This window comes from Pseudomonas kilonensis (genome assembly GCF_001269885.1).
Taxonomy (GTDB): Bacteria; Pseudomonadota; Gammaproteobacteria; order Pseudomonadales; family Pseudomonadaceae; genus Aquipseudomonas; species Aquipseudomonas kilonensis.
Genome location: NZ_LHVH01000024.1, coordinates 628,191 through 643,503, shown reverse-complemented (window position 1 = coordinate 643,503; position 15,313 = coordinate 628,191). Strand labels below are relative to the sequence as shown.

Here is a 15,313-nt window from a genome sequence, read left to right as displayed (position 1 = left end):
AAAGCTTGCTCGCGATGACCGAGGTGCATTCAACATCAATGCAAGCTGACCCACCGCTATCGCGAGCAAGCTCGGCTCCCACAGAGGATTTGCGGTGGGCGTGGAACTCGTGAGCACTGGAGAATCGCTGTGGGAGCAAAGCTTGCTCGCGATGGCGCCAGCCCATTCAACACAGGATCACCCGTCGGACTGGCATCCCAAGCCATCGGCCTTATAATGCCCGCCTTTGCGTACCTCAGCAGGCTGTAATTCCTTGGCAAACATAGACAACCCGGCCGCCGAAATGGCGGCCGACGGCTTTTTCCGGATCGCCTTGGGCGTTGAATACAAAGGCTCGCGCTACCGTGGCTGGCAGCGCCAGGCGTCCGGCGTATTGACGGTGCAGGAAACCCTTGAAAACGCCCTGTCCAAAGTCGCCGACTCACCGGTGTCGCTGCATTGCGCCGGTCGTACCGATGCCGGCGTGCATGCCTGCGGCCAGGTGGTGCATTTCGACACCCAGGTCGAGCGTTCGATGAAGGCCTGGGTGATGGGTGCCAACATCAACTTGCCCCACGACGTCAGCGTCAGTTGGGCCAAGGTGATGCCGGCGCATTTTCACGCGCGCTTCAAGGCCATTGCCCGGCGTTATCGCTACGTGATCTACAACGATCAGATCCGTCCGGCGCACCTGAACGAAGAGATCACCTGGAATCACCGCCCGCTGGATGTCGAGCGCATGGCCGAGGCCGCGCAATACCTGGTTGGCGTCCATGATTTCAGCGCCTTCCGTGCCGGCCAGTGCCAGGCCAAGTCGCCGATCAAAGAGTTGCATCACCTGCGCGTGACTCGTCACGGCAAGATGATCGTGCTCGACATCCGCGCCAGCGCGTTCCTGCATCACATGGTGCGCAACATTGCCGGCGTGCTGATGACCATTGGTGCTGGCGAACGGCCGGTGGAGTGGATCAAGGAAGTGCTCGACAGTCGTGTCCGCCGCTCCGGTGGCGTCACGGCGCACCCGTTTGGCTTGTACCTGGTGCAGGTCGAGTATCGGGATGAGTTCGAACTGCCGGAGCGTTACATCGGGCCACATTTCCTCACCGGCTTCTCGGAACTCGACGGCTGACGCCCTCCGCAGCATTTGCTACCATCCGGGACTTTCACGGATTTGCCTGAGGTTTTACCCATCATGCCGGTCGTTCGCAGCAAGATTTGCGGGATCACCCGCGTCGAGGACGCGTTGGCGGCGGTCGAGGCCGGGGCCGATGCCATCGGGCTGGTGTTCTACGCCAAGAGCCCGCGCGCGGTGACGGTGCAGCAGGCGAGGGCGATCGTCCAGGCCTTGCCGCCGTTCGTGACGTCCGTGGGCCTGTTCGTCAATGCCAGTCGTTGCGAGCTGGGCGAAATACTCGATGCGGTGCCGCTGGGCTTGTTGCAGTTCCATGGCGACGAGACCCCAGCCGATTGCGAAGGCTGGCATCGTCCGTACATCAAGGCGTTGCGGGTCAAGGCCGGGGATGACATTGCCGCCAGTTGCGCAGCGTTCGCCAGTGCCAGCGGCATTTTGCTGGACACCTATGTGGAAGGCGTTCCCGGAGGGACCGGCGAAGCGTTCGATTGGTCGCTGGTGCCTCAGGGCTTGGACAAACCGATTATCCTGGCCGGTGGCCTGACCGTGGACAACGTGGCTCAGGCCATTCGCCAGGTTCGCCCTTACGCGGTGGACGTGAGCGGCGGGGTGGAGCAGAGCAAGGGCATCAAGGACCCGGCAAAGATTCGTGCATTCATGGCCGCTGTGCGCAGTAGCCAGTCGTCAATGTGACGGCTGGCAGACTGCCGCCGTCCATACCAGCACTGTACAAAACAGGCAGGCGCCGCCTCCGGGTGGGCCGATAGCGAAGTGGTAGCCGCCGTGCGGTTGCCGGGATGGCTGAGGAAGGTTGGGTTGCACGCAGGTCATGTCTTGCACTGACCGTGGCGGCCCCTCGACTCGCCGCACAATGAATTTAGCTCAAGGGCATACGCGGGGCCGCGAACCAGAGCGTTCGGGCCGCCGGTACTGGAGAAAGAAAGCATGAGCAACTGGTTAGTAGACAAACTGATCCCTTCGATCATGCGTTCCGAGGTGAAGAAAAGCTCGGTGCCTGAAGGTCTGTGGCACAAGTGTCCGTCCTGCGAGGCGGTGCTGTACCGTCCCGAGCTGGAAAAGACCCTGGACGTTTGCCCCAAGTGCAACCACCACATGCGCATCGGCGCGCGTGCCCGTATCGATATTTTCCTGGACGCTGAAGGCCGTGTGGAGCTGGGTGCCGACCTGGAACCAGTGGACCGCCTGAAATTCCGTGACGGCAAGAAATACAAGGATCGCCTCACCGCTGCCCAGAAGCAGACCGGCGAAAAAGACGCGCTGATATCCATGACTGGCACCCTGCTGGGCATGCCGGTGGTGGTCTCGGCCTTTGAGTTCTCCTTCATGGGTGGCTCCATGGGCGCCATCGTCGGTGAGCGCTTCGTTCGTGCTGCCAACTACGCTTTGGAAAACCGTTGCCCGATGATCTGCTTTGCCGCTTCCGGCGGTGCGCGGATGCAGGAAGCGCTGATCTCCCTGATGCAAATGGCCAAGACCTCCGCGGTGCTGGCGCGTCTGCGCGAAGAAGGCATTCCGTTCATTTCGGTGCTGACCGACCCGGTCTACGGCGGTGTTTCCGCCAGTCTGGCGATGCTGGGCGACGTGATCGTCGGCGAGCCAAAAGCCCTGATCGGTTTTGCCGGCCCGCGCGTGATCGAGCAGACCGTGCGTGAGAAACTGCCGGAAGGCTTCCAGCGCAGTGAGTTCCTGCTGGAGCACGGCGCCATCGACATGATCATTCATCGCCAGGAGCTGCGTCCGCGCCTGGGCAACCTGCTGGCGCAACTGATGGGTCTGCCGACGCCGAAATTCGTCGCCGCACCGATCGAGCCGATCGTGGTTCCGCCAGTGCCTGCCGGGCTATGACCCAACGCACCCTGGGCGACTGGCTTGCCTACCTCGAGCAGTTGCATCCATCGGCCATCGACATGGGGTTGGAGCGCTCGCAAACGGTAGCGTCCCGCATGGGACTGGCCAAGCCGGCGCCCCGGGTCATCACCGTCACCGGCACCAACGGCAAGGGTTCGACCTGCGCCTTCGTGGCTTCGCTGCTGCGGGCCCAGGGGCTGAGTGTCGGTGTCTACAGCTCGCCGCACCTGCTGCGCTACAACGAGCGGGTGCAAGTGAACGGCGTCGAAGCCACTGACGCCCAGCTGTGCGAAGCCTTTGCCGCGGTGGAAGCCGGGCGAGGCGATACAACCCTCACTTATTTCGAGATGGGCACCCTGGCGGCGTTCTGGTTGTTTGCCCGTGCCGGTCTCGATGCGGTCGTGCTGGAAGTTGGCCTGGGCGGACGGCTGGATACGGTCAACCTGGTGGACGCAGACATTGCACTGGTCACCAGCATTGGCGTGGACCATGCCGATTACCTGGGTGATACCCGCGAATCCGTGGCCTTCGAGAAGGCCGGCATCTTTCGCCAGGGCGCGCCTGCGCTTTGCGGCGATCTCAATCCTCCCCAGCCGTTGCTGGACAAAGTTCGCGAATTGAACTGCCCGTTCTTTCTGCGCGGGCGGGATTTCGACCTGGCGATGACCGAGCAGCACTGGCAATGGCGCGGCAGCGACCTGCAGGGCAATCCGCTGGAGTTGCACGATCTGCCCTTGCTGGACCTGCCGATGGAAAACGCCGCGCTGGCGCTTCAGGCCTACCTGTTGCTGGGTTTGCCATGGGATGCCGGGCAAATCGTCCAGGCGCTGCAGGCGACCCGCGTGGTCGGGCGCCTCGATCGTCGTCAGTTCGATTGGCAAGGCAAGCGCCTGAACCTGTTGCTGGATGTCGGCCATAACCCCCACGCGGCGCAGTACCTGGCCGAGCGTCTGGCACGGCGGCCGGTGGTGGGGCGGCGCCTGGCGGTATTCGGGCTACTGTCCGACAAGGATCTGGATGGCGTTGTCGAGGCGTTGGGTGCTAGTGTCCAGCATTGGGCGGTGACGCCACTGGATTCGCCGCGCTCGCGTACCGCGGCGCAGTTGCAGGAAGCCTTGCAGCGCCGCGGTGCTTCCGTGCAAGCCTACGCTAGCGTGGCTGACGCGCTGGAAGGGCAGTGCGCCCTGGCGACGGCCGATGATGAAATCCTGCTGTTCGGATCATTTTTTTGTGTTGCCGAGGCCCTTCAATGGTTGGCCCGGCGCTCCACGGAGGAGGCTGCAGATGGCATTGCTGGATAAGGCGTACAAGCAGCGCATGGTCGGGGCCCTGGTGTTGGTGGCCCTGGCGGTGATTTTCCTGCCGATGCTGTTTTCCCGTCAGGACGAGCAGCGTCAGGTCACGGTCGACGTGCCGGCCGCGCCCCAGGCGCCTTCGGTGCCGCCTGTGCAGGTTGAGCCAGTGGTCGTGCCCGAGCCCCAGGCGTTGCCTCAGGAACCTGTGCCAAGCGACGAGGAATTGGCTGAGCAACCTGCGGTGCCTTCTACGCCGATTGCACCTGCACCTGCCACGCCTGCCCCCGCCGCGCCAAGCAAACCGACTGTCGCGCCGGTGCCTGTTCCAGCAACACCGGCTATCAAGCCGGCCCCGAGCCAGCCGATCACTGCGGCGCCCACCAGGCCGGACACGACCCAGAGTCGTGTGGATGCCAATGGCCTGTCCGTCAGTTGGTCGGTGCAATTGGCCAGCCTGACCAGTCGCGAAAGTGCCGAGAACTTGCAGAAAACCCTGCGTAGCCAGGGCTACAACGCCTACATTCGTTCCGCCGATGGCAAGAATCGAGTGTTTGTCGGGCCGCTGATCGAGCGTGCCGAGGCTGACCGCCTGCGTGACCTGCTCAGCCGCCAGCAGAACCTCAAGGGTTTCGTGGTGCGCTTCCAGCCAGAGCGCGGCTGACAGCGATTTAGCTGATTTGAATCACGCAGCTTACCGACAGCCCTGCGCTCTGCTAAAATGCGCCGCCTTATCCGTCTGTAGGCTGCACCGTGCCATTTACCTGGGTTGACTGGGCGATCGTTGCGATCGTCGCCATCTCCGCATTGATCAGTCTGAGCCGCGGCTTCGTCAAGGAAGCCCTCTCGCTGCTGACCTGGATCATCGCGGGAGTCGTAGCCTGGATGTTTGGTGGTTCGCTGTCCCAGTACCTCGCCGGATACATCGAAACTCCGTCGGCTCGCGTGATCGCGGGCTGTGCCATCTTGTTTATCGCCACCTTGCTGGTTGGCGCAATGATCAATTATCTGATCGGCGAACTGATTCGCGTCACCGGGCTTTCCGGGACGGACCGGTTCCTGGGCATGGCCTTTGGCGCGGCGCGTGGCGCGTTGCTGGTGGTCGTGGCCGTCGGGCTCTTGAGCCTGGGGCCGGTACAGCAGGATACGTGGTGGCAGGAGTCCCGGCTCGTGCCACAATTTCTATTGGTCGCAGACTGGTCCAAAAACCTGATCCTGGGTTGGAGTAGTCAGTGGCTTGCCAGCGGTATCAGCGTACCCGCTGAAATACCGTTCAAGGAACACCTCTTGCCGATGGCCAAAACGCCGCAGTAAGTGTTGTTCAGTTCAGATCCATTAAGTAGGGGTTGCGTCGCATGTGTGGCATCGTCGGTATCGTCGGTAAGTCGAACGTCAATCAGGCGCTGTATGACGCGCTAACCGTGCTCCAGCACCGCGGCCAGGACGCTGCCGGTATCGTGACCAGCCATGACGGCCGGTTATTCCTGCGCAAGGACAACGGCCTGGTGCGTGATGTGTTCCACCAGCGCCATATGCAGCGCCTGGTCGGTCACATGGGTATCGGCCACGTGCGCTACCCGACCGCGGGCAGCTCGACGTCGGCTGAAGCCCAGCCGTTCTACGTCAACTCGCCGTACGGCATCACCTTGGCGCACAACGGCAACCTGACCAACGTCGAACAACTGGCCAAGGAGATCTACGAATCTGACTTGCGCCACGTCAACACCAATTCCGATTCGGAAGTGATGCTCAACGTCTTCGCTCATGAGCTGGCCCAGCGCGGCAAGCTGCAGCCTACCGAAGAAGACGTGTTCGCCGCCGTGACCGACGTGCACAACCGTTGCGTCGGCGGTTATGCGGTGGTGGCGATGATCACCGGCTACGGCATCGTCGGTTTCCGCGATCCCCACGGTATCCGCCCGATCGTGTTCGGCCAGCGCCACACCGACGAAGGCGTCGAATACATGATCGCCTCCGAAAGCGTGTCCCTGGACGTGCTGGGCTTCACCCTGATTCGCGACCTGGCCCCGGGCGAAGCGGTCTACATCACTGAAGACGGCAAGCTGCACACCCGTCAGTGCGCGACCAACCCGTCCTTGACCCCATGCATCTTCGAACACGTCTACCTGGCGCGTCCGGACTCGATCATCGACGGCGTCTCGGTCTACAAGGCCCGCCTGCGCATGGGTGAAAAACTGGCCGACAAGATCCTGCGCGAGCGTCCGGACCATGACATCGACGTGGTCATCCCGATCCCGGACACCAGCCGCACCGCGGCCCTGGAGCTGGCGAACCACCTGGGCGTCAAGTTTCGCGAAGGCTTCGTGAAGAACCGCTACATTGGCCGGACCTTCATCATGCCGGGCCAGGCTGCACGGAAAAAATCCGTACGCCAGAAGCTCAACGCCATCGAACTGGAGTTCCGCGGCAAGAACGTGATGCTGGTGGACGACTCCATCGTGCGTGGCACCACGTGCAAGCAGATCATCCAGATGGCCCGTGAAGCCGGCGCCAAGAACGTGTATTTCTGCTCTGCGGCCCCGGCCGTGCGCTACCCTAACGTCTACGGCATCGACATGCCGAGTGCCCATGAGCTGATCGCTCATAACCGTACCACCCAGGATGTGGCCGACCTGATCGGCGCCGACTGGTTGATCTACCAGGACCTGCCGGACTTGATCGAAGCGGTCGGGGGCGGCAAGATCAAGATCGAGCACTTCGATTGCGCGGTATTCGACGGCAAGTACGTCACCGGCGACATCGACGAGGCCTACCTGAACAAGATCGAGAACGCACGTAACGATGCGTCCAAGGCCAAGACTCAGGCGGTCAGCGCGATCATCGATCTGTACAACAATTGATTAACCAACCGGCCCTGAGGGGCCGGTTTGCGTTTTAACCGATTTCAGGAGTGACAGCATGAGTCAGGATTGGGATGCCGGTCGGCTGGACAGCGACCTTGAAGGCGTAGCGTTCGATACCCTGGCGGTTCGCGCGGGTCAGCACCGTACACCGGAAGCCGAACATGGCGAGCCGATGTTTTTCACCTCCAGCTATGTGTTCCGCACCGCTGCCGATGCAGCCGCACGGTTTGCCGGCGAGGTGCCGGGCAACGTTTACTCGCGCTACACCAACCCGACCGTGCGGGCCTTCGAGGAGCGCATCGCCGCCCTGGAAGGCGCCGAGCAAGCCGTGGCCACTGCCACCGGCATGGCCGCGATCATGGCCGTGGTGATGAGCCTGTGCAGCGCTGGCGACCACGTGCTGGTGTCGCGCAGCGTCTTCGGCTCGACCATCAGCCTGTTCGAAAAGTACTTCAAGCGCTTTGGCGTCGAAGTCGATTACGTGCCCCTGGCGGACCTGTCCGCTTGGGATGCGGCAATCAAGGCCAATACCAAGCTGCTGTTCGTCGAATCGCCTTCCAACCCCCTGGCCGAACTGGTGGACATCGCCGCGCTGGCGGAAATCGCCCACGCCAAGGGCGCCATGCTGGTGGTCGATAACTGCTTCTGTACCCCGGCGCTGCAACAACCGCTGAAGCTGGGTGCGGACGTGGTGGTGCATTCGGCGACCAAGTTCATCGATGGCCAGGGCCGTTGCATGGGTGGCGTGGTGGCCGGTCGTAGCGAGCAGATGAAGGAAGTGGTGGGCTTTTTGCGCACCGCAGGCCCCACCCTCAGCCCGTTCAACGCCTGGATCTTCCTCAAGGGCCTGGAAACCCTCGGCCTGCGCATGAAGGCCCATTGCGCCAATGCCCAGGCCTTGGCCGAGTGGCTGGAGCAACAGGACGGCATCGAGAAAGTGCATTACGCCGGCCTCAAGAGCCATCCGCAACATGATCTGGCCTTGCGTCAGCAACGCGGTTTCGGCGCGGTGGTGAGCTTTGAGGTCAAGGGGGGCAAGGAGGGCGCCTGGCGCTTCATCGACGCGACCCGGTTGATTTCCATCACCGCCAACCTGGGTGACAGCAAGACCACCATCACCCACCCGAGCACCACGTCCCACGGTCGCCTGTCGCCCCAGGAACGTGAATCGGCGGGTATTCGTGACAGCCTGATCCGCGTTGCGGTCGGGCTGGAAGACGTGGCCGATCTGCAAGCCGACCTGGCCCGCGGGTTGGCGGCCTTGTGATCGAGCTGGCTACGCCGCCGAGCGGCACTCATGGCCGGGTTGCACTGGTTACGGGTGCCGCACGGGGCATCGGCCTGGGCATCGCTGCCTGGTTGATCTGTGAAGGCTGGCAGGTGGTGCTGACCGACCTGGACCGCGAACGCGGTTCCAAGGTGGCGAAGACCCTGGGCGACAATGCCTGGTTCATCGCCATGGACGTGGCGGACGAGGCGCAGGTTGCCACCGGTATCGCCGAGGTGCTCGGGCAGTTCGGGCGGCTCGACGCGCTGGTGTGCAACGCAGCCATCGCCGATCCGCACAACATCACCCTGGAAAGCCTGGACCTGGCTTACTGGAATCGGGTCCTGGCGGTGAACCTGGGTGGGCCGATGCTGCTGGCCAAGCACTGCGCGCCGTATCTGCGCGCTCACAACGGCGCCATCGTCAACCTGGCCTCGACCCGCGCTGCGCAATCGGAACCCGACACCGAAGCCTATGCGGCGAGCAAGGGCGGCTTGCTGGCCCTGACCCATGCCCTGGCCATCAGCCTCGGGCCGGAGATCCGGGTCAACGCCGTCAGCCCTGGCTGGATCGACGCGCGCGATCCCTCCCAGCGTCGTGCACAGCCGCTGACCGACGCCGATCACGCCCAGCATCCAGCGGGCAGGGTAGGCACGGTAGAGGACGTGGCGGCGATGGTGGCGTGGCTGTTGTCGCGCAATGCCGGTTTTGTCACGGGGCAGGAGTTCGTCGTGGACGGCGGCATGACCAAGAAAATGATTTATACGTAAGTGCGGTTGCGGGTGCCGTTTGAAACTGTTTTGAAAAAACTTCAACCCTGCTATTGACTTAGCTTCGGTACCTGCGTAAATTTCGCGGCCTCAACGAAGCAAAGGGTGATTAGCTCAGCTGGGAGAGCGTCTGCCTTACAAGCAGAATGTCGGCGGTTCGATCCCGTCATCACCCACCATGTTTTACGAGAGTTTTGCGAAAGCAAGACGGAAGCTGTCAAAAGCCTCCACCGACGCGCAGCGGTAGTTCAGTCGGTTAGAATACCGGCCTGTCACGCCGGGGGTCGCGGGTTCGAGTCCCGTCCGCTGCGCCATATTTTCCGAAGCAGGTTCGCCTGGTTCGAGATTCAAGCCCAAGGGTTTGGATCAGACGAGTTAACTGGACGCAAGTCCATAGCGATACGCAGCGGTAGTTCAGTCGGTTAGAATACCGGCCTGTCACGCCGGGGGTCGCGGGTTCGAGTCCCGTCCGCTGCGCCATATCTGCTTCGAGGCCCACTGAACGCCTTGAAGCTAAGAAGCAAGCTGCAAAGCTACTTCTAGTCGATAGCAAAGACCCTGGTCGAAAGACCGGGGTTTTTTGTTTTTGTGGTTTGGGTTTTTCTATCCCCTCTCACGCGCCCTTTGCCAATCTGACGGCACGTTTGACGATGCATTCTTATTCAGTATGATTGACTTTAAATCGAATCGCCGAGAGCTGCGTAGAATCAGGCGACCTGAACTCAAAAAGCAGTAACGATTTGGAGCAATCCCGACATGGCTACCACCACGAAAACCCGATCTGTCACCGCTCACGTTCCTGAACAGTTGGCCCAAAAAGTCGATTTGATGGCGGAGCGTCTGGAGCGCTCCAAAAATTGGATCGTTAAACAGGCGCTGTCGGCTTGGATTGATCAGGAAGAAGAGCGTAGTCGCTTGACTCATGAGGCCCTGGCTGATGTTGACGCCGGTCGGGTGATTGACCACCAAGCTGTCCAAGCCTGGGCTGATAGCCTTAGTACTGACACTCCGTTGCCGGTGCCGCGCTGATGGAGTTGAAGTGGACGAGCAAGGCGCTCTCTGATATCTCCCGGCTTTACGAGTTTCTGGCGGCAGTGAATCAGCCTGCTGCAGCACGAACGGTGCAGCAGCTCACCGCGGCACCGATCACGTTGCTGACTAACCCGCGTATAGGCGAACGCCTTGAAGAGTTCGAGCCACGGGATGTGCGCCGAATTCAGATCGGCCATTATGAGATGCGTTACGAAATAATAGATTCCACCGTTTACCTGCTGCGCCTGTGGCATACCCGCAAGGATCGATAACAGGGTTAACCGGCAGCGGGTGACGAATCGCGAATCTCAGAACCCAAGCTTATCCCGCAACCCGTAATACCAAGCCCCCATCGCCGCAAACGGCGTACGCATCAACTGACCGCCTGGGAAAGGGTAGTGGGGCAGGTCCGCAAACGCATCAAAACGCTCAGCCTGACCCCGCAGCGCCTCAGCCAGGACCTTGCCCGCCAGGTGCGTATACGTCACGCCATGGCCGCTGCAGCCCTGGGAATAATAAATGTTATCCCCCAGCCGCCCGACCTGCGGAAGACGCGACAGCGTCAGCAGGAAATTTCCGGTCCAGGCGTAATCGATCTTCACATCCTTGAGCTGCGGGAATGCCTTGAGCATCTTCGGACGAATGATCGCCTCAATGTTCGCCGGATCCCTCGCGCCATACACCACGCCGCCGCCGAAGATCAGCCGCTTGTCGCCCGTCAGTCGGTAGTAATCGAGCAGGTAGTTGCAGTCTTCGACGCAATAATCCTGAGGCAGCAGGCTATGCGCCAACTCATCACTCAACGGCTCGGTGGCGATCACTTGTGTACCGCAAGGCATCGACTTGGCCGCCAGCTCCGGCACCAGATTGCCCAGGTAAGCATTGCCCGCCACGATAATGAACTTGGCCCTGACCTTACCCTGTGGCGTATGCACAACCGGGCTGGCACCACGCTCGATGCGCACCGCTGGCGATTGCTCATAAATCACCCCGCCCAGCGACTCCACAGCCGCCGCTTCGCCCAAGGCCAGGTTGAGCGGATGAATATGCCCGCCGCTCATGTCCAGCATGCCGCCCACATACTCATCGCAAGCCACCACCTCGCGAATACGCCGCTGGTCCAGCAACTCCAACTGGGTATGCCCGAAACGCTCCCATAAACGCTTCTGCGACTCCAGGTGGCCCATCTGTTTAGCGGTGAGGGCGGCGAATACACCACCGTCCTTCAAATCACACTGAATCTGATACTTCGCCACTCGCTCACGAATGATCCGCCCGCCCTCGAACGCCATGTTGCCCAGCAATTGCGCCTGCTGAGGACCGACGCTGCGTTCGATCACATCAATATCGCGGCTATAACTGTTAACGATCTGCCCGCCGTTGCGACCCGAAGCCCCAAAGCCGACCTTTGCCGCCTCAAGCACGGTGACCTTGAAACCGTTCTCCAGCAAAAACAGCGCAGAGGACAGGCCGGTGTAACCTGCGCCGATCACGCACACATCCGTCTCGACGTCATCCTGCAGGGCAGGGCGCGGAGGAACCGGGTTGGCCGACGCGGCGTAATAGGACGCTGGATAGGATGTGTTCGCCATTCTGCAACCTCTGTTTTATATTTTTTACGAATGCAGCGATCCTACCCGAGATAAAAATCGGCCGCCAGCCACCGCAAAATCTTCGTTGCCTTGGCGAAATTAAATATTTTGCATATTCATAGGGTTAGGTGAAAAAAAGGTGTTGACACCCCTCCGGAATTCCGTAGAATGCCGCCTCACAGCAGGCACGTAGCTCAGTTGGTTAGAGCACCACCTTGACATGGTGGGGGTCGTTGGTTCGAGTCCAATCGCGCCTACCAAACAAAATCCGCTCTGCTGGGCGGTCTAGAAGGGCTCACCGAAAGGTGGGCCCTTTTTTGTTGGCGTACACATAAGGACATGGTCATGCGGGTTGTCACTTCCCTAACTTTTCTTGCTTTAGCACTTGCTGGTTGCTCTGGAATACCTTCAGTTCCATACGAAGAGCCTGCTCAATCAGAGGGAATGGCGCGTGTTCGCGTTATCACGAACGCTGACGTGTATGGCGATAGCATCGTCGGCAGTTGTGCTCCTGCTACCCGGCATAAAATGGCTGAAGCCGGACGTTTCGGGCAGGACGGTACGGCGAGCATCAACTATCCGCAGTATCCCCTGAAGTCGGCGAGCGTTGGCGTACCGAAAAGAGTTTGGCCCAGCCTTATCCAGTACATCCCTGCAATTCGGATGGGGGAAGGGGCTTACAAAGAGGTCGTAACCGAGTATCGCGTCAGGGCGGATCTGCCATTCCAAATTGCAACCCGGGGCGCGACCATTGCGGGCAACGGCAGCTCTTACCGGACCTGTGGTGGCCAGGCGCTCGTTTACAAGCTGGAACCAGGGAAAGACTACGAAGCGGTGGTAGGGGTGGATGGCAGACCAAGCAAAGATGGCGAGCCAGCGCTAATTTGCATGTTGGCGGTTCTCGAACTTACCACTTTGCCTGGCACTTCGATTGTGATTCCCCAAAAGCTGACGCATGCTGCGGCTCCGCAGGTGGTCTGCAAAAACTGATAAGCGCAGCCCGCCGTCGAGCGGGTTTTGCGAGAAAATAAATCCGTCCCCTTTTCCGCTTTTCCACTTTTCCATCCGACGTCAGTTCAGGATCGAAAACTGCTTACCCCGCTATTGCAGCGGAACATACACATCAGTTTGCCACTGATCCTGCGGTGTCTCGGGATAGATGCTCAGGTAATGGAAGAACAGCGGCTGGTCACGAAGTTCCTCTCCACTGGCTGGAAGCCAATCGCGGTAAATCGGATAGATCGTTTCGCCGATGTGATCCGGTGACCCCACATGTCGTACCACGACGCAGCGACCGCCGGGAATGACGATTTCGCGCACGCCGAACTCATTCGGCGCCACGGCCTCGTGAATCTCGCCGCAGATTGCGAAGCGGAATGCTTGCGCAGGTGTCGTATCGGGGTTGCCATAGGGAATGCCGAAGCTGCGACTCGACGCCACCGGCGACTGTCCGCTCTGCTTACGCCACTCGATGAACTTGCGCACGCTCTCATTGACGAGCCCGGCAGGCCCGCAGTGTTCAAATGCTGCGACCCTGACTTCAGGGAATTGCACGATTCGTATTTGCATGATGATAGTCCTGGAAAAATGAGGGATTGCGAACACCGCATTCCAGACCTGCCAGTTCGGCTCTTTCCTGAACGCACTCGGCGTCATACCGAACGCCCGCCTGAACGCCCTGCAAAATGCCTCCGGGCTTTCGAAGCCGGCACCAAGTGCTGCTTCCAGTACCGAGTGATCAGCGACGGCGGCTAGGCGATGCGCCGCGCGTCGTAATCGCATCAGTTGCACATAACGTGAAACAGGCACGCCTACGAACGCGGTGAATTGTCGATGGAAGTGAAATGCCGAAAAGTTCGCCACATGGCTCAACGTATTCACCGACAGATCACCTTCGAGATTCTCATCAATGTAGGCGAGGACGGCGTTGAAGCGTTTTGTGTAAGCGAAGTTGGTCGACATGTCAGACACTGGGAAAAGGCTCCTGGAAGTACGGTCGGCAATAGAGTCGACTATAGCGACGTGAACGCGCCTAGCCGCGTTTGCTGATTCCATTACGCCCTCCTGAAAACAGATCAGGAGGTGTAAACCTTATTCAGGACGGGACACCTACGAGATCGTTTTTAGCAACGCTGATGGCGCTGGCTCCTGATGGGCTGACAGCTGACGTCACCAAAGAGCAGCTTCAGGCCGATTCTGTTGAAAAACTCGGTCATCAAAAACTACCTGATCATCGCCCCGTGAAATCTGCCTCTGGACACCTCAGCCGAAAGTAGAGATTTCAATGTCGGACGCGTACTTTTCAGCTGCGCAAACCATGGCCGACTTTTTCAACAGAGTCGGCCAAAAACGGCTCTTCAGGAACGGTAGCTTTCGCCAAGGACAATCATTACGAATGTGAGCTTAGTACTGACACAGGTAATGAACTGTAGACTAGCTTTTCGTTTTTATGGCGCGATGATTGGTCCTGATAAACGGCGTATTAGCTAGCTTAGTGAAGTATACGAGGTATCGAGGCTGGCTACGGTCAATCTGGAATCATTTGTCATGCTACTAAGATTGTCCCATAAAATCTCAGCATTCGCGCCTAGCTTTTCTTTGCGACGATAAATATTAATTTCTAAGGCTATATCAAATTCTGTATTGCCTGCACGAACCAAATCTTTCCTTTCCAGATCGTTCCGAACGATCTCCAAAGGAAGCCATGCAACGCCTAGCCCAGCTATCGCCATAGAGCGAAGGCCGTCGGCCAGAGAGCTATCATGAATTTTACGAAGTGCTGGCAAACTTGGATTGACCTTTAGAAATTTTTCAAGCGCCCAACCTAAAGAACAATCCTGGCGGTAATGAAGGTACGATATTTCACCTCTAGGTGAACCAATGCTATTTAAAGGTTCTCCCAGCAAATTAGGTGCGCTCACAGGAACTAGCCACTCGCGGCCAATTTTCAAACACTCAAGTTCCCCTGGGGAAAATATTTTATTAAGATGTTCATTAATACCATTATGGTTGTCTTCAAAAGCGATAACAAAATCCACTGAGCGATTAGTTAGATGCTTGAAACATTCAGGAAGATTAGCGAAGTCTATGGAGAAGCGAGTTGCCTCTAATTGCTTACTCGCCCTCGGTAACCAAGCCGGAAAAAACGCTCTCGACATGATATGTGGCGCAACAATAGAAATTTGCCGCCTGAATTTCTCTTGGGTACGGATAACCGAGTTTCTCGTCTTTTCTAAAAGCTCTACGATTTCGACAGCAGCAACATGGAACTCGGCACCCGCATCGGTAAGCTCTAGCTGGTGGCGTGCACGATCAAACAACGAAGCACCTAACCATTCCTCTAAAGCGGTGATCCTACGGCTCAAGCCAGAGGTTGTCACATTGCAATGTATCGAGGCTTGGGAAAAGCTTCGAACGCGGGCCAGCACGATAAAATCCTTTAAGGTTCGAAAATCCGTCATCTTGCTGATCTCGCAATTTTGTGGTGGTCGTATCATGACATGCGCAACCAAGGGT

The 15,313-nt window shown here is 59.2% G+C and carries 15 protein-coding genes and 4 tRNA genes; 16 read left to right on the top strand and 3 right to left on the bottom strand.

Annotation, left to right across the window (positions count from 1 at the left end; all coding sequences use genetic code 11):
* Nucleotides 1-283 precede the first annotated feature (283 nt).
* The 14 genes from truA to AD662_RS19210 all read left to right on the top strand — a co-directional run bounded on the left by truA (nucleotide 284) and on the right by AD662_RS19210 (nucleotide 10,477).
* On the top strand, nucleotides 284-1,108 hold the full coding sequence (gene truA, locus AD662_RS19275; protein ID WP_018610821.1) for a tRNA pseudouridine(38-40) synthase TruA: 825 nt from the start codon (nucleotides 284-286) through the stop codon (nucleotides 1,106-1,108).
* Between the two features lie 63 nt (nucleotides 1,109-1,171).
* A complete protein-coding gene (locus AD662_RS19270) occupies nucleotides 1,172-1,804 on the top strand; it encodes a phosphoribosylanthranilate isomerase (protein ID WP_018610822.1) in 633 nt (210 codons plus the stop codon).
* Nucleotides 1,805-2,056: 252 nt separating this feature from the next.
* On the top strand, nucleotides 2,057-2,977 hold the full coding sequence (gene accD, locus AD662_RS19265) for an acetyl-CoA carboxylase, carboxyltransferase subunit beta (RefSeq protein WP_018610823.1): 921 nt from the start codon (nucleotides 2,057-2,059) through the stop codon (nucleotides 2,975-2,977).
* Nucleotides 2,974-4,281 carry a bifunctional tetrahydrofolate synthase/dihydrofolate synthase gene (folC, locus tag AD662_RS19260; RefSeq protein WP_053189455.1) on the top strand — a complete coding sequence of 436 codons (1,308 nt, stop codon included), beginning with the start codon at nucleotides 2,974-2,976 and terminating at the stop codon, nucleotides 4,279-4,281. Before accD ends, folC begins: the two co-directional genes overlap by 4 nt.
* Complete coding sequence (locus AD662_RS19255) at nucleotides 4,265-4,936, top strand: SPOR domain-containing protein (protein ID WP_053189453.1); 672 nt, start codon at nucleotides 4,265-4,267, stop codon at nucleotides 4,934-4,936. The genes folC and AD662_RS19255 overlap by 17 nt, the downstream gene beginning before the upstream one ends.
* A gap of 89 nt (nucleotides 4,937-5,025) precedes the next feature.
* Nucleotides 5,026-5,586, top strand: a complete 561-nt coding sequence (locus AD662_RS19250) for a CvpA family protein (protein WP_003179770.1) — start codon at nucleotides 5,026-5,028, stop codon at nucleotides 5,584-5,586.
* Nucleotides 5,587-5,627: 41 nt separating this feature from the next.
* Nucleotides 5,628-7,133 carry an amidophosphoribosyltransferase gene (gene purF, locus AD662_RS19245; protein ID WP_003203840.1) on the top strand — a complete coding sequence of 502 codons (1,506 nt, stop codon included), beginning with the start codon at nucleotides 5,628-5,630 and terminating at the stop codon, nucleotides 7,131-7,133.
* 58 nt (nucleotides 7,134-7,191) lie between these two features.
* Nucleotides 7,192-8,403, top strand: coding sequence for an O-succinylhomoserine sulfhydrylase (locus AD662_RS19240; RefSeq protein WP_018610828.1), 1,212 nt, complete (start codon nucleotides 7,192-7,194; stop codon nucleotides 8,401-8,403).
* Nucleotides 8,400-9,173 carry an SDR family oxidoreductase gene (locus AD662_RS19235; RefSeq protein WP_003203835.1) on the top strand — a complete coding sequence of 258 codons (774 nt, stop codon included), beginning with the start codon at nucleotides 8,400-8,402 and terminating at the stop codon, nucleotides 9,171-9,173. Before AD662_RS19240 ends, AD662_RS19235 begins: the two co-directional genes overlap by 4 nt.
* A gap of 103 nt (nucleotides 9,174-9,276) precedes the next feature.
* Nucleotides 9,277-9,352: transfer RNA gene (locus tag AD662_RS19230), tRNA-Val, on the top strand.
* Between the two features lie 58 nt (nucleotides 9,353-9,410).
* Nucleotides 9,411-9,487, top strand: a tRNA-Asp gene (locus AD662_RS19225).
* A gap of 89 nt (nucleotides 9,488-9,576) precedes the next feature.
* A tRNA-Asp gene (locus tag AD662_RS19220) sits at nucleotides 9,577-9,653 on the top strand.
* Between the two features lie 276 nt (nucleotides 9,654-9,929).
* The gene (locus AD662_RS19215; RefSeq protein ID WP_018610829.1) at nucleotides 9,930-10,202 is read left to right on the top strand and encodes a CopG family ribbon-helix-helix protein; all 273 of its coding nucleotides are present in this window, start codon (nucleotides 9,930-9,932) and stop codon (nucleotides 10,200-10,202) included.
* On the top strand, nucleotides 10,202-10,477 hold the full coding sequence (locus AD662_RS19210; RefSeq protein ID WP_053180662.1) for a type II toxin-antitoxin system RelE/ParE family toxin: 276 nt from the start codon (nucleotides 10,202-10,204) through the stop codon (nucleotides 10,475-10,477). Before AD662_RS19215 ends, AD662_RS19210 begins: the two co-directional genes overlap by 1 nt.
* A 36-nt stretch (nucleotides 10,478-10,513) precedes the next feature.
* Here AD662_RS19210 and AD662_RS19205 read toward each other — a convergent pair whose 3' ends face one another.
* Complete coding sequence (locus tag AD662_RS19205; protein WP_053180660.1) at nucleotides 10,514-11,797, bottom strand: NAD(P)/FAD-dependent oxidoreductase; 1,284 nt, start codon at nucleotides 11,795-11,797, stop codon at nucleotides 10,514-10,516.
* Nucleotides 11,798-11,980: 183 nt separating this feature from the next.
* Here AD662_RS19205 and AD662_RS19200 point away from each other — a divergent pair.
* Together AD662_RS19200 and AD662_RS19195 are read left to right on the top strand one after the other, a co-directional pair.
* A tRNA-Val gene (locus AD662_RS19200) sits at nucleotides 11,981-12,057 on the top strand.
* Nucleotides 12,058-12,142: 85 nt separating this feature from the next.
* The gene (locus AD662_RS19195) at nucleotides 12,143-12,787 is read left to right on the top strand and encodes a hypothetical protein (protein WP_053189513.1); all 645 of its coding nucleotides are present in this window, start codon (nucleotides 12,143-12,145) and stop codon (nucleotides 12,785-12,787) included.
* Nucleotides 12,788-12,898: 111 nt separating this feature from the next.
* Here AD662_RS19195 and AD662_RS19190 read toward each other — a convergent pair whose 3' ends face one another.
* Together AD662_RS19190 and AD662_RS28760 are read right to left on the bottom strand one after the other, a co-directional pair.
* Nucleotides 12,899-13,768, bottom strand: a complete 870-nt coding sequence (locus tag AD662_RS19190; RefSeq protein WP_053189511.1) for an AraC family transcriptional regulator — start codon at nucleotides 13,766-13,768, stop codon at nucleotides 12,899-12,901.
* A gap of 515 nt (nucleotides 13,769-14,283) precedes the next feature.
* Nucleotides 14,284-15,258 carry a LysR family transcriptional regulator gene (locus tag AD662_RS28760; RefSeq protein ID WP_018610839.1) on the bottom strand — a complete coding sequence of 325 codons (975 nt, stop codon included), beginning with the start codon at nucleotides 15,256-15,258 and terminating at the stop codon, nucleotides 14,284-14,286.
* Nucleotides 15,259-15,313 lie beyond the last annotated feature (55 nt).

What these genes read in the sequence shown, in the direction of transcription:
- AD662_RS19195 (WP_053189513.1), top strand. Translation starts at nt 12,143, where the DNA reads ATGCGGGTTGTCACTTCCCTAACTTTTCTTGCTTTAGCACTTGCTGGT.
- AD662_RS19215 (WP_018610829.1), top strand. Translation starts at nt 9,930, where the DNA reads ATGGCTACCACCACGAAAACCCGATCTGTCACCGCTCACGTTCCTGAA.
- AD662_RS19255 (WP_053189453.1), top strand. Translation starts at nt 4,265, where the DNA reads ATGGCATTGCTGGATAAGGCGTACAAGCAGCGCATGGTCGGGGCCCTG.
- AD662_RS19205 (WP_053180660.1), bottom strand. Translation starts at nt 11,797, where the DNA reads ATGGCGAACACATCCTATCCAGCGTCCTATTACGCCGCGTCGGCCAAC.
- AD662_RS19210 (WP_053180662.1), top strand. Translation starts at nt 10,202, where the DNA reads ATGGAGTTGAAGTGGACGAGCAAGGCGCTCTCTGATATCTCCCGGCTT.
- purF (WP_003203840.1), top strand. Translation starts at nt 5,628, where the DNA reads ATGTGTGGCATCGTCGGTATCGTCGGTAAGTCGAACGTCAATCAGGCG.
- AD662_RS19240 (WP_018610828.1), top strand. Translation starts at nt 7,192, where the DNA reads ATGAGTCAGGATTGGGATGCCGGTCGGCTGGACAGCGACCTTGAAGGC.
- accD (WP_018610823.1), top strand. Translation starts at nt 2,057, where the DNA reads ATGAGCAACTGGTTAGTAGACAAACTGATCCCTTCGATCATGCGTTCC.
- truA (WP_018610821.1), top strand. Translation starts at nt 284, where the DNA reads ATGGCGGCCGACGGCTTTTTCCGGATCGCCTTGGGCGTTGAATACAAA.
- AD662_RS19270 (WP_018610822.1), top strand. Translation starts at nt 1,172, where the DNA reads ATGCCGGTCGTTCGCAGCAAGATTTGCGGGATCACCCGCGTCGAGGAC.
- folC (WP_053189455.1), top strand. Translation starts at nt 2,974, where the DNA reads ATGACCCAACGCACCCTGGGCGACTGGCTTGCCTACCTCGAGCAGTTG.
- AD662_RS28760 (WP_018610839.1), bottom strand. Translation starts at nt 15,258, where the DNA reads ATGACGGATTTTCGAACCTTAAAGGATTTTATCGTGCTGGCCCGCGTT.